The sequence below is a fragment of the Delftia sp. S65 genome (genome assembly GCF_016516495.1).
Lineage (GTDB): Bacteria > Pseudomonadota > Gammaproteobacteria > Burkholderiales > Burkholderiaceae_C > Comamonas > Comamonas acidovorans.
This window is the reverse complement of the sequence record NZ_JACVUR010000041.1, coordinates 1-13,140: the sequence shown is the minus strand read 5'-3', so window position 1 is coordinate 13,140 and position 13,140 is coordinate 1. Positions and strand designations below refer to the sequence as shown.

12 protein-coding genes are annotated in these 13,140 nt (G+C 66.7%); 8 read left to right on the top strand and 4 right to left on the bottom strand.

All coding sequences use genetic code 11. From position 1 onward, the window contains the following. The first annotated feature begins 155 nt into the window (after positions 1-155). The 7 genes from pstS (at position 156) to phoR (ending at position 6,952) form a co-directional block, all read left to right on the top strand. Positions 156-1,196 (top strand): phosphate ABC transporter substrate-binding protein PstS, encoded by a 1,041-nt coding sequence (gene pstS / locus IAE24_RS24295; RefSeq protein ID WP_199961914.1) that lies wholly within the window; start codon positions 156-158, stop codon positions 1,194-1,196. Positions 1,197-1,367: 171 nt separating this feature from the next. Further along, positions 1,368-2,306 carry a phosphate ABC transporter permease subunit PstC gene (gene pstC, locus IAE24_RS24290; RefSeq protein WP_012206716.1) on the top strand — a complete coding sequence of 313 codons (939 nt, stop codon included), beginning with the start codon at positions 1,368-1,370 and terminating at the stop codon, positions 2,304-2,306. 17 nt (positions 2,307-2,323) lie between these two features. Beyond that, on the top strand, positions 2,324-3,187 hold the full coding sequence (pstA, locus tag IAE24_RS24285) for a phosphate ABC transporter permease PstA (protein ID WP_034398840.1): 864 nt from the start codon (positions 2,324-2,326) through the stop codon (positions 3,185-3,187). A gap of 38 nt (positions 3,188-3,225) precedes the next feature. After that, on the top strand, positions 3,226-4,008 hold the full coding sequence (gene pstB / locus IAE24_RS24280; protein WP_012206714.1) for a phosphate ABC transporter ATP-binding protein PstB: 783 nt from the start codon (positions 3,226-3,228) through the stop codon (positions 4,006-4,008). 13 nt (positions 4,009-4,021) lie between these two features. Then, positions 4,022-4,723, top strand: coding sequence for a phosphate signaling complex protein PhoU (gene phoU / locus IAE24_RS24275; RefSeq protein ID WP_012206713.1), 702 nt, complete (start codon positions 4,022-4,024; stop codon positions 4,721-4,723). Between the two features lie 20 nt (positions 4,724-4,743). After that, positions 4,744-5,439 (top strand): phosphate regulon transcriptional regulator PhoB, encoded by a 696-nt coding sequence (phoB, locus tag IAE24_RS24270; protein ID WP_012206712.1) that lies wholly within the window; start codon positions 4,744-4,746, stop codon positions 5,437-5,439. 118 nt (positions 5,440-5,557) lie between these two features. Continuing rightward, positions 5,558-6,952: a phosphate regulon sensor histidine kinase PhoR gene (phoR, locus tag IAE24_RS24265; protein WP_012206711.1), complete on the top strand. Its 1,395-nt coding sequence runs from the start codon at positions 5,558-5,560 to the stop codon at positions 6,950-6,952. Between the two features lie 30 nt (positions 6,953-6,982). On the opposite strand, the gene IAE24_RS24260 is transcribed toward phoR, so the two are convergent. The 4 genes from IAE24_RS24260 to IAE24_RS24245 form a co-directional block, all read right to left on the bottom strand. Next, positions 6,983-8,350 carry an MATE family efflux transporter gene (locus IAE24_RS24260; RefSeq protein WP_199961913.1) on the bottom strand — a complete coding sequence of 456 codons (1,368 nt, stop codon included), beginning with the start codon at positions 8,348-8,350 and terminating at the stop codon, positions 6,983-6,985. Then, a complete protein-coding gene (locus tag IAE24_RS24255) occupies positions 8,347-10,086 on the bottom strand; it encodes a hypothetical protein (protein ID WP_099750753.1) in 1,740 nt (579 codons plus the stop codon). The genes IAE24_RS24260 and IAE24_RS24255 overlap by 4 nt, the downstream gene beginning before the upstream one ends. A gap of 155 nt (positions 10,087-10,241) precedes the next feature. Next, entirely contained in the window at positions 10,242-10,487 is a 246-nt protein-coding gene (locus tag IAE24_RS24250; RefSeq protein ID WP_013801474.1) for a type B 50S ribosomal protein L31, read from the bottom strand. A gap of 114 nt (positions 10,488-10,601) precedes the next feature. Continuing rightward, positions 10,602-11,795, bottom strand: coding sequence for a citrate synthase family protein (locus IAE24_RS24245; protein ID WP_199961912.1), 1,194 nt, complete (start codon positions 11,793-11,795; stop codon positions 10,602-10,604). A 101-nt stretch (positions 11,796-11,896) separates the two neighbouring features. Between IAE24_RS24245 and IAE24_RS24240 the strand changes: the two genes are divergently transcribed. Continuing rightward, the coding region (locus tag IAE24_RS24240) for a CoA transferase (RefSeq protein WP_200016393.1) at positions 11,897-13,140 on the top strand (1,244 nt) is incomplete at its 3' end.

Here is a 13,140-nt window from a genome sequence, read left to right as displayed (position 1 = left end):
GCACAAGACTAAGACGGAATTGTGACACCGCGATGACCCGGGTCTTACAGACTATGGCCCAGCATTTGTGACGCCTTTTCTCCGTGTCATATCAATGTCACAAAGCCTTCTTACAGTCCAGCCATCGCATCTTTCAACCCCTAAGAGGTCTGTACATGAAGTTGTCTGTGATTCACATTCTGGTGGCTGGTGCTCTGTCTGCGGGCGGTATGGGCCAGGCCCTGGCCCAGCAGGAAGCCACCGGCGCCGGCGCCAGCTTCCCTGCGCCGCTGTACTCGAAGTGGGCCGCCGATTACCACAAGGCCACCGGCGTGAAGATCAACTACCAGTCCGTGGGCTCCAGCGCCGGCATCAAGCAGATCGAAGCCAAGACCGTGGACTTCGGTGCTTCGGACGAGCCGCTCAAGGACGACGAACTGGCCAAGAAGGGCCTGGTGCAATTCCCCACCGTGATCGGCGGCATCGTGCCCGTGGTCAATATCAAGGGCATCCAGCCCGGCCAGCTCAAGCTGACCGGCCAGGTGCTGGGCGACATCTACCTGGGCAAGATCACCAAGTGGAACGACGAGGCCATCAAGGCCCTGAACCCCGGCGTGACCCTGCCTGACGCCACCATCGCTCCCGTGCGCCGTGCTGACGGCTCGGGCACCACCTTCGGCTTCACGAACTACCTGTCCAAGGTCAATGCCGAGTGGAAGGAAAAGGTTGGCGAAGGTAAGGCCGTGAACTGGCCCACGGGTGCCGGCGGCAAGGGCAATGAAGGCGTGGCCGCCTTCGTGGGCCGCCTGCCCAACTCCATCGGCTACGTCGAGTACGCCTATGTCAAGCAAAACAAGCTGACCTACACGCAGCTGCAGACCGCTGGCGGCGCCTTCGTGTCGCCCGACGACGCCACCTTCAAGGCCGCTGCCGCCGGTGCCGACTGGGCCAAGAGCTTCTACCAGATCCTGACCAACCAGTCCGGCAAGGATGCATGGCCCATCACCTCGGCCACGTTCATCATCATGCACAAGGCCCAGGACAAGCCCGCACAGGCCGCTGCCTCGCTGAAGTTCTTCGAGTGGGCCTACAAGTCCGGCGACAAGACCGCCACCGACCTGGACTACGTGCCCATGCCTGACGCCGTCAAGAACGTGATCTTCCAATCCTGGGGTCAAGTCAAGGACGCCTCGGGTACCGCGATTTCCCTGAAGTAAACCCTGAAAAGGGGCCGTGGCGCACCGCCGGCAGGTGCATCATGGCCCCCCTGATCTCCCCACAAACCGCGAATAAAGGCGCCTCACGTGTCCACAACGTCGCCCTCGAACTCGCTGGCCGCCTCTGCACAGGCTTCCCAGCGACGCACACCTTCTCCGCTACGCCCCCCGATGCTGTCGGGGCGCGTGGCGGATCGCTTGTTTGGCGCTCTCGCGCGTCTGGCCGCGCTGCTGACGCTGGGCCTGCTGCTGGCCATCCTGGCTTCGCTGCTGGTCGGCGCCTGGCCCGCCATCTATGAATACGGCCTGAGCTTTCTGGGCCGCAGCGTCTGGGACCCCGTTCGCAACGAATATGGCGGCCTGGTCATGATTTACGGCACGCTGGCCACTTCGGCCATCGCGTTGCTGATTGCGGTGCCCGTGAGCTTTGGCATCGCCCTGTTCCTCACCGAGCTGTCGCCCGCCTGGCTCAAGCGCCCGCTGGGCACCGCCGTCGAGCTGCTGGCTGCCGTGCCTTCCATCGTCTACGGCATGTGGGGCCTGATGGTCTTCGGTCCCGTGCTCTCCACCTATGTGCAGCAGCCGCTGCAAAAGCTGTTTCAGGGCGTTCCTTATCTGGAAGCCTTCGTGTCCGGCCCGCCCGTGGGCATCGGCATCCTGTCGGCCGGCATCATCCTGGCCATCATGATCATCCCCTTCATCGCCTCGGTGATGCGCGACGTGTTCGAAGTCACGCCGGCCCTGCTCAAGGAGTCGGCCTACGGCCTGGGCTCCACGACCTGGGAAGTGGTCTGGAAGGTCGTGCTGCCCTACACCAAGACCGGCGTGCTCGGTGGCGTGATGCTGGGTCTGGGCCGTGCGCTGGGCGAGACCATGGCCGTCACCTTCGTGATCGGCAACATGAACCAGCTCAACTCGCTGTCGGTCTTCGAGGCTGCCAACAGCATCACCTCGGCGCTGGCCAACGAGTTTGCCGAAGCGGGCGAAGGCCTGCACCAGGCTTCGCTGATCTATCTGGGCCTGGTGCTGTTCTTCATCACCTTCGTGGTGCTGGCCTGCTCCAAGGTGCTGCTCAACCGTCTGCAGAAGAATGAAGGAGCCCGCTCGTGAGCAGCACCTCCACCAAGATGATCAATGCCGCCGAACTGACGCGCGTGCGCCAGGCCAAGTACGCCAAGCGCAAGCGGGTGAACCAGGTGGCGCTGACCCTGTCGCTGGCTGCCATGGCCTTCGGCGTGTTCTGGCTGGTCTGGATCCTGTGGGAAACCATCACGCTGGGTATCGGCGGCCTGAGCCTGGCGCTGTTCAGCGAGATGACGCCTCCGCCCAATGAGGCGGGCGGCATTGCCAATGCCATCTTCGGCTCGCTGATCATGGTGGCGCTGGCCACCTTCGTCGGCACGCCCATCGGCGTGATGGCCGGTGTCTACCTGGCCGAATACGATGCGCGCGGCTGGCTGGCCAATACCACGCGCTTCGTCAACGACATCCTGCTGTCGGCACCTTCCATCGTGATCGGCCTGTTCGTCTACACCGTGGTCGTGGCGCGCTTCAAGAGCTTTTCCGGCTATGCGGGCGTGGTGGCACTGGCGCTGATCGTGATTCCCGTGGTCATCCGCACCACCGAGAACATGCTGGTGCTGGTGCCTGCCAGCCTGCGCGAAGCGGCCTATGCACTGGGCACGCCCAAGTGGAAGGTCATCATCATGGTGACGCTGCGTGCAGCGCGTGCCGGCGTGATCACCGGCGTGCTGCTGGCCGTGGCCCGCATTGCCGGGGAAACCGCTCCGCTGCTGTTCACGGCGCTGAACAACCAGTTCTGGAATGCCGACCTGTCCAAGCCCATGGCCAGCCTGCCGGTGACGATCTTCAAGTTCGCGATGAGCCCTTACGAGAATTGGCAGCAACTGGCCTGGGCCGGCGTGTTCCTGATCACCGTGGCGGTGCTCGGTCTCAATATCCTGGCGCGGTTCCTGACCCGCCAGAAGTAATGCAGCAATAAGCAATCAACAAGGACAAGGATCACGCAATGACTGCGACCTCTTCCACCGCGCTGAACTCCTCCAAGCTGACGGTTCGCGACCTGAACTTCTACTACGGCAAGTTCCACGCCCTCAAGGGCATCAACCTGGACATCCCCGAAAAGAAGGTCACGGCCTTCATCGGTCCGTCGGGCTGCGGCAAGTCCACGCTGCTGCGCACCTTCAACCGCATGTTCGAGCTGTACCCCGAGCAGCGCGCCGAAGGCCAGATCATGCTGGACGGCGAGAACCTGCTGACCAGCAAGCAGGACGTGGCGCTGATCCGCGCCAAGGTGGGCATGGTCTTCCAGAAGCCCACGCCGTTTCCCATGTCCATCTACGACAACATCGCCTTCGGCGTGAAGCTGTTTGAAAACCTCAGCTCCTCCGACATGGACGACCGTGTCGAATGGGCACTGCGCAAGGCGGCCCTGTGGGGCGAGGTCAAGGACAAGCTGCAGCAAAGCGGCTCGGGCCTGTCCGGCGGCCAGCAGCAGCGCCTGTGCATCGCGCGCGGCATTGCCATCAAGCCCGAAGTGCTGCTGCTCGACGAGCCCTGCTCGGCCCTGGACCCGATCTCCACGGCCAAGATCGAGGAGCTGATTGCCGAGCTGAAGAACGACTACACCGTCGTCATCGTGACGCACAACATGCAGCAGGCAGCGCGCTGCAGCGACTACACGGCCTACATGTACCTGGGCGATCTGGTGGAATTCGGAGACACCGAGCAGATGTTCTTCAAGCCCCAGCGCAAGGAAACGGAAGACTACATCACAGGCCGCTTCGGCTGAGCAGGAGCAATCGATGAACGAAAAACACCTTTCCAGCCAGTTCGACAGCGAACTCAACCGCGTCTCTGCGCGCGTCATGGAGCTCGGCGGCCTGGTCGAGTCCCAGATCCGCCAGGCGGTCTATGCGCTGTCGCGCTTCAGCATCGAGGCCGTGGAGCAGGTCGATGCCGCGGAAAAGCGCGTCAACGCCATGGAAGTGGAGATCGACCACGAGCTCTCGTCCATCATCGCCCGGCGCCAGCCCACGGCGCGCGACCTGCGCCTGCTGATCGCCTTCTCCAAGGCCACGGCCAATCTGGAGCGCATGGGTGATGAAGCGCACAAGATGGCGCGCATGGTCAAGTCCATCATCGAAAGCGGTGCTGCGCGCTCCCTGCCCACGGGCGACCTGCGCACGGCGGCCGAGATGGCCTCGGGCCTGCTGCGCAAGACGCTGGACGCCTTTGCGCGCCTGGACACCAAGGCTGCCGTGGCCATCCTCAAGGAAGATGATCTGATCGACCAGGAGTTCGACGGCTTCGTGCGCAAGCTCATCACCTACATGATGGAAGACCCGCGCACCATCTCGGCCAGCCTGGACCTGCTGTTCCTGGCCAAGGCCATCGAGCGCATCGGCGACCATTCCAAGAATGTGGCCGAGCTGATCATCTATCTGGTGGAGGGCAAGGATGTCCGTCACCAGACCATGGATGCCATTGAGTCGGCAGTGCTGTAAGTGCCGGAGGCGAACAACGGATGAAGAAGATGCCCATGGTCCTCATCGTCGAGGACGAGCCCGCCATCGCGGAGCTGATCGCTGTCAACCTGCGGCACAACGGCTTCCAGCCGGTCTGGGCCGAGGATGGCGTGACGGCTCAGCGCGAGCTGGATGCCGTGCTGCCCGACGTGATCCTGCTTGACTGGATGCTGCCCGGCGCCAGCGGCCTGTCCCTGGCGCGCAAATGGCGCGCGGACAGCCGCACCAAGGCCGTGCCCATTCTGATGCTCACGGCGCGCGGCGATGAACCCGACAAGGTGGCGGGGCTCGATGCGGGCGCCGATGACTACATCACCAAGCCCTTCTCGACCCAGGAGCTGCTCGCGCGCATCCGTGCCGTGCTGCGGCGCCGTGCGCCCGAGCAGATTCAGGACAAGGTCAATATCGGCGAGCTGGTGCTCGATGCCGCCGCGCACCGCGTGAGCTGGCAGGGCGACATGATCAAGGTGGGCCCCACCGAGTTCAAGCTGCTGCACTACCTGATGAAGCACCCCGAGCGCGTGCACAGCCGTGCCCAATTGCTGGACAAGGTCTGGGGCGATCACGTCTTCATCGAGGAGCGCACGGTGGACGTGCACGTCAAGCGGCTGCGCGAGGCGCTGGGCATGGCCGGGGCATTGATCGAGACGGTACGCGGCGCCGGCTACCGGCTCAGCGCGCAGGCGCTGGCCTGAGGTCGTTTTTTCCGCATGAATCCACGCATGGCCTTCGCGGGTCATGCCAGGGCGCCGCTGCCCCGGGCAGCGAATACAACGCAAAGAAGGCGCAAGTATGGGTTGGCGAGGTTTTCGCTTGTTGGCGTCCCAGATCGCGGGCGCATTGCTGGGCTGGTGGCTCTGGGGCGTCATGTCCGCCTCCAGCCCCGGCATGGCCGCCCAGGCCGTGGCGGCCCTGACGGGGGCGTTGTGCGCGGGCTGGATCTGGTGGCTGGTGGACAGCTGGAACGCCATGCGCCTGCTGTCCTGGCTGCGCCAGTCGGAGCTGCGGGAGGCGCCCGAGCTCAGCGGCATCTGGGGTGAGGCCAGCGTGCGCATGCGCCGGTGGCTGCGCCAAAGCGTGCAGCAGGTGCAGCAGGGCGATCAGCGCCTCAACGACATTCTTTCCGCCCTGCAGGCCAGCCCCAATGGCGTGGTCCTGCTGGACGCCGATGGGCGCATCGAATGGTGCAACCAGATTGCGGCGCGGCAGTTCGGCTTCGATGCCGAACGCGACCTGCTGCAAAGCATTGGCAACCTGGTGCGCGACCCCGAGTTCAGCGCCTATTTCGCCACCCAGGATTTCTCACGCGACCTGGTCATGCAGGGCCGCGAAAGCACGGCCTCGCGGCCCGTCAAGCTGTCGGTGCAGCTGTATGGCTATGGCGAAGGGCGCAAACTGCTGCTGGCGCGCGATGTCACCGCGGTGGAGCAGGCAGAGGCCATGCGCCGCGACTTCGTGGCCAATGTCTCGCATGAAATCCGCACGCCGCTGACCGTGCTCGTGGGCTTTGTGGAGACGCTGCAGAACCTGCCGCTGGAGCCCGAGGAGCGCAACCGCTACCTGGGACTGATGGCCCAACAGGCCGAGCGCATGCAGCATCTGGTGGAAGACCTGCTGGCGCTGTCGCGCCTGGAGGGCAGCCCCTTGCCCAGCAGCAACGAATGGGTGCCCGTGGCCCAGCTGATGCAGCGCTGCGAGAACGAGGCGCGCGGCCTGTCTTCCATGCTCACGCGCAAGCAATCCCTGCCGCATGCGCTGAGCTTTCCGTCGGCCGAGATGCTGGCGCAGGCCGGTGAGGTGGCCGGCGCCAGCGCCGAGCTGCAAAGCGCTTTCTCCAACCTGCTGGCCAACGCCATGCGCTATACGCCGGCAGGCGGGCGCATTGAGGTGACCTGGGAGAGCCTGCCTGATGGATCGGCACGCTTTGCCGTGCAGGATTCCGGTCCAGGCATCGAACCCAAGCACCTGGCGCGTCTGACAGAACGCTTTTACCGTGTGGACCGCAGCCGTTCGCGCGACACCGGCGGCACGGGCCTGGGCCTGGCCATCGTCAAGCATGTGCTGCAGCGCCATGGCGCCAAGCTGGGCATCACCAGCGCGCCGGGCCAGGGGTCGGAGTTTTCCGTGACCTTTCCGGCCAGCCGCGTCCGCATCGCGGCCCCAGGCACACGCGAAGTCGGCGAGGCCCGCGAAAGCCGCGCCGCATAGGCGTGGCCCCGTGTGAACGGCCGTTGCCGTTCAGCGGCTTGTGGCTTTGCGCACGATGGCGCTGAACACCAGGGCCGTCACCAGCAGCGCACAGGCACTGCTGGCCCAGAACGGGGCGGGCGTGCCATGGTGCAGCCAGGCGGGCAGGGCGCTGTCCGTGCCGTAGGCCAGCCAGTATCCGCCGGCCAGTCCGCCACCCCACAGCAGCAGGCAGTAGATGACCAGCGGCGCCACGGTGATGCGGTAGCAGCGCAGCACGAAGAGGCAGAAGGTCTGCACTGCGTCGGCCACATGGTAGGCAGCCACCCAGGCCAGCAGGCTGGCGGTAGTGGCCACCACTTCGGGGTTGCTGCTGTAGATGCGGGCCAGCCCCTCGCGGGACAGGAACAGTGCCGAGGCCAGCACCAGTCCACCCGTTGCCGCAAGCCGCCAGCCCGTGGTGACAAGGCGGCGCGCCATGGCCTCGTCCCCCGCGCCGCGCCAGTAGCTGATCCGCGCGCTGGTGGCAATCGCCAGCGACAGGGGCACCATGTAGCACAGAGCCGCAAGATTGGCAGCAATCTGGTGGCTGGCCGAGGACAGCGTGCCCTGGCGCGCCACGAACAAGGCCATCAGCGTGAACGAGGTCACCTCCACCAAAATTGCCAGCCCTGCAGGAACGCCCAGTCGAGCGAACTGCGCCAGTTGCGGCCAGTTCGGGGGCTCCATGCGCTGCCACAGCGCCAGGGGCGCATACAGACTCTGGCTGCGCATCAGCACGAATGCGAGGGCGACCATGGCGTAGTTCACCACCAGCGTGGCCCAGGCACAGCCCTCGGCGCCCAGCGCAGGCAGGCCGGCGCCGCCAAAGGCCAGCCAGATCGACAGGGGGATTTTCAGCAGCAGCGACAGCAGCTGCAGCCAGGTCACCAGCAGGGGATGGCCCAGCGCCTGGTTCAGTGTGCTGTAGATGCGAAACAGCAGCGCGGCCGGAAGGCTCCAGGCCAGCACCGAAAGATAGGCCCGCACCTCCACCTGCAGCGGTGGCGGCACATCGGCCCAGCGCAGCAGCGCATCGGGAAACAGCAGCACGCCCATGCCCAGGGCGCAGGCGGCCAGCAGCATGTACATGGCCTGGCGCAGCGTGCGGCCTATGGCCTCGGGCTGTCCGGCGCCGCGATGCTCGGCCCACAGCGGCAGCAGGGCCTGGAAGATGCCCATCAGCGAGACATAGACACTCACGAAGATGGCCGAGCCCACGGACAGCGCTGCCAGCGCTTCTTCGGCGTAGCGGCCCGCCACGATGGTGTCGGTCACGCCGAAGGCCATCACCGCCAGCTGCCCGGCCAGCACGGTCAGCGCGTGCTGGGCGATGGTGCGCCGTTCGGTGCCCAGTGGCGCGCGCGCGGGCTGGCTCATGGCCTGGCCTGGGCGCGGCTCGCCTCGGGCCTGCGCTTCAAGACCAGCAGGAAGTCCTTGCGATCGGTGGGGCGCACCACGCGGGCCACGGTTTCCCAGGTGCCCTGCAGGCGCGCGCTGTGCGGGTCCAGCCAGGTTTCTTCCTCGGCCACCATCCAGTCGCAGCGGGCGGCGCCGGCCATGCTCAGGCGTTGGGTGTCGATGTCGCCGTAGTAGCGCAGCGCCGCAATGTGGGCGCGGGGCAGGCCATAGGTTTGCACGCAGCTGCCGTCCTTGGGCAGTTCGGCCAGCACCTGGCGCATCTGCGGCTCGAAGCTGCGCGCGTGGTCCAGCAGCGGCAGCCACAGCGTCATCAGCAGCAGCCAGCCCAGCGTGGCGCCGCTGGCCGGCAGCACCAGGCTCTTCCAGATGGCGGCGCGGTTGCGCGATGTGCGCCAGGCGACGAGCACGCACCAGGCCAAGGTGGCGGCAACCGCCACGGCGAAGGAGAACACCGAGAATTCCGGCGTGAACTGCGGAGCCAGCCTGGCCACATTGGCGGCCGGCTTGGCGGGAATGCCCGTCTGCAGCGAGAGCCAGATCACCCAGATGGCAATGGCGGCGGCGCTGAAGAACAGCAGGGTGAACCAGTCGATCAAGGCGCTGATGCTGCGGCGCAGCGTCGGCAGGGCAAAGGCTGCCAGCGTGGCGATGGCGGGCAGGCCCAGCAGCAGGGCGCGGTCCGCAGGCAGCGTGCTCAGCGAAGCGATCACCGGAATGACGGCAAACCACAGCGGCAGCGCCAGATGGGGATAGCGGCGAGGCGCGGCGATCTGGCGGCGCCAGACCCACAGGGTCCACATGGCCAGCGGCCAGGCCGGCCAGCTGAACCACAGCAGCAGCCTGACCAGGCTTTGCCATTCCTTGGCGGTGCCGCTGTCCACAAGGCGCCAGGCCCATTGGTCCAGCCACAAGGACAGTGCAGCCGCCAGCAGTGTGACGCCCAGCCACAGTGCGGTCCAGATGCGCGCCTCGCGCGGCGCGGGCGAGGGCTCGTCACCCCAGGTGCGCGAGAAGAACGCCATGGTCGCACCGCCCAGGCCGAACAGCGTGGCCACGGTCGGCGCGCCGCTCAGCGCCAGGCCCGGCAGGCCCAGCAGCAGCGCCAGCATGGCGGTGCGGCCGTGATAGGGCATGGCCGCGGCGGCAAAGAACAGCAGGGCCGCGCAGCCCAGCTGGGTCATGTAGCTGGTGGTTTCATGGGAAAGCTGGGCCAGGCCCAGGCAGGCCACCAGGGCCAGCAGGCCGCCATCGGCCATGGCGCGCGCATAGTCGGTGGGCTGTGCCTCGCCGCCAAAGGCAAAGGCCACGGGGCGCGCGCCCGGCGTGCGCGCCAGGTAGTACACGCCCCACCAGGTGGCCGTCAGCGTGAGCACCAGCATGGCGATGAAGGGCAGGCGTGCCGCCATCTCCAGATGCAGCCAGGAAGGCGCTCCCTGCATGGCCAGTGCGCCAAGCCAGTACGACAGCAGGCCCTCGGATTCGGGCAGCAGGCCCGCCATGCGCGGTGCCAGCCACGAGGTATGGCCCAGGGCCAGCTCCCGCATGTAGCCGAAGGCCTCCATGTCGGCCATGCGCCAGGGGCTGCGCCCCACATATCCGGGCACGACATAGGCCAGGCACAGCAGCAGCAGCGACCAGCGGGGCAGGCGGCGCACGGCGCTTTGGGCAACGATGGCAGGGGTGGGCTGGTTCACTCACAGGACTTTCTGCAACGGAGGGCGCAAGAATACGCGAAGCAAGGGCCTCGAAAAGCGTGGAACATGGCTGGCCGGCAGGGATTGGCCGGACTGCGAAAAACAAAAGGGCAGCGCGGTTGCCCGTGCTGCCCTTCTGGCCGGAGAAGCAGGATTTACTTCTTGCCGAAACGGTTGCGGAAGCGCTCCACACGGCCGCCCATGTTGTCCACCGACTTTTGCGTGCCGGTGTAGAACGGGTGCGACTCGGACGAGGTGTCCAGCTTGAACAGGGGGTAGTCCTTGCCTTCGAAGGTGTCGGTTTCCTTCGTGTTCACGCACGAGCGGGTCACGAACTTGAAGCCGTTGGACAGGTCCACGAACAGAACTTCGCGGTAGTTGGGGTGGATGCCTTCTTTCATGATCTTTCCTTCTGATGCAAGTGCGGTAGCCGTGCCTGACCCGCTGCAACCTTTGTAGCGGTTCAAATCAAGCGTACTTTCCGCAAGAAAAAGCCCTGCATTATCGCATAGTGCTCAGTTGCGTGCCAAGCCGGCGGGCCTGGGGCCCGTGTACGCCGCGCGTGGCCGGATGATCTGCCGTGTGGCGCGCTGCTCCAGCGCCTGTGCCAGCCAGCCTGCGCAGCGGCCCAGCGCGAACAGCCCGAAGGCGCTGCCCGCCGGCAACTGCAGGTGCCGCCGCAGTGCCACCAATGCGAAATCGACCGAAGGGGCCAGGCCGGTGAGTGCCATCACTTCGGCCGCCAGGGCCGCCGCCGGTCCCTGCCTGGGCAGCATTTCCAGCAACAGGGCGGCGCGCACATCGCCTTCGGGGTAGAGGTGGTGGCCGAAGCCGGGCAGGGTCTCGCCGCGCGCCAGGCGCTGGCGCAGGCGTGCCGGGGCCTGCGCCTCGCCCAGCTCGTCCCAGAGCGCCTCGACGCGCGCGGTCGTGCCTCCGTGGCGCCCGCCCGTCAGGGCGGCAAGGCCCCCCACCACGGCCGCCCGCAGGCTGGCTCCCGTGGATGCCACGCAGCGCGCCGTGAAGCCGGAGGCGTTGAGTTCATGGTCGGCGCACAGCACCAGGGCCATGCGCACCAGGTTGGCGCCTTGTGCGTCCAGACCCCAGGCCTGGGCGCATTGCAGGTGGATGGGGGTCTTGTCCGGCGCCGTGCCCAGCAGGCAGGCTGCCAGCAGGCGCAGGAGTGCTCCGCAGCCTGCCGCCAGCCGTTCTGGCGATTGCTGCCATGCGGCAGTGGCCGCGTCATCGCTGGCGACGGTGAACAGGGCCAGCAATGTGTTTTCGCAAGGCTGGCCGGCCATGCGCTGCTGCAGGTCGGGCAACACAGGGGCGGCCTCCACGGCGTGTGCAGCGAAGGCGGCATCGGCCGGGTATTGCCAGAGCAGGGCGGCGGTCTCTTCCAGCGTGTGCGAGCGTGCCCAGTCCACGGCGTCCTCGCCACGGTAGTAGAGGCGGCCCTGTTCTATCAGCGTGATCGATGACTCCAGCACCGGCAGGCCCCAGTTGAGCGCGGCCTGGGCGACTTCGCGGGGTTTGCGGCCCTGGCCGCGCTGGCGCGCGAGCTGCTCGACCTCTTCGCGCAGGTAACGGCTTTCGCGCGGCGTGTCTGCCGCGTGGGCGTGCAACAGACCCCGGCTGACATAGGCATACAGCGTGGCGCGGCTCACGCCCAGCAGTGCGGTGGCTTCGGTCGAGTTCAGATAGTCGGGCATGGATGTGATGATATGTTGATTTATTTAATCAATATTGACAATATTTTCTGGAAATCTATGGTGCGGGTTCCAACCCTTGTTTCCGTTGCCAGGAGTGCTCCATGTCCAGTCTTCCATCCCCTTGCGCTTTTGATCACTGCGCCGCCCAGATCTGGGCGGCACTGGAAGGCGCCCAGGGCGCGCTGCACCGTCTGGAGATGCGCGGGCAAGGCGCCTTGACCTCGGTGTTTCCGGTCTCCGATCTGGCGGCGGCCAGCCTGGGTGTGGCAGGCCTTGCCATCTCCGAGCTGGTGGCCCAATGCGGCGCTGCCGCGCCGCAGGTGGTGGTGGACCGCAGGCTCGCGTCCCTGTGGTTTGGCAGCAGCCTGCATCCACTGGGCTGGGAGATGCCCGCGCTGTGGGACGCCGTGGCCGGTGACTACCGCACGGCCGATGGCTGGATCCGCCTGCATACCAATGCGCCCCACCACCGCGCAGCGGCGCTGGCCGTGCTCGGCGCACCGGCCGACCGGGAGGCTGTGGCGACGGCGGTCGGGCGCTGGACGGCGCATGAATTGGAGTCGGCCGTTGTCGCGCAGGGTGGCTGTGCTGCCGCCATGCGCGGGCTGGCTGCCTGGGCTGCGCATCCGCAGGGGCAGGCCGTGCAGCAGGAGCCTTTGCTGGCGTGGCAGATGCATTCTCAGCAGGGCCAGCCCTTCAGTTTCAGTGCTGGTGCGTGGCAGCCATCGGCGCAGCGGCCGCTGCAGGGGCTGCGCGTGCTGGATCTGACGCGCATCCTGGCCGGTCCCGCCGCCACGCGCTGGCTGGCGGGCCATGGTGCCGAGGTGCTGCGCATCGATCCGCCCGGTTGGGAGGAGCCGGGTACGGTGCCTGAAGTCACGCTGGGCAAGCGCTGCGCCCGGCTGGACCTGCGGGCGCCCCAGGATCGTGCCGTGTTCGAGCAACTTCTGGCCGGCGCCGACGTGCTGGTCCACGGTTACCGGGACGGTGCGCTGGAGGGGCTGGGATTCGGGGCCGCGTGGCGCCGTCGACTGAATCCCTCGCTCATCGATGTGTCGCTCAACGCCTATGGATGGAGCGGGCCCTGGCAGCGGCGGCGCGGCTTCGACAGCCTGGTGCAGATGAGCGCCGGCATTGCCGATGCAGGCATGCACCGGCTGGGCCGTGACCGGCCCACGCCCCTGCCGCTGCAGGCGCTGGACCACGCCACCGGCTATCTGATGGCTGCCGCTGTGGTGATGGCGCTGGTACGGCGCATGCAGGGGCAGGGCGGCAGCACGGTGCGCGCCGCGTTGGCGCGCACCGCCCCTCTTCTGGCGGGGCATGGCGGGGGCGAACCGGATGC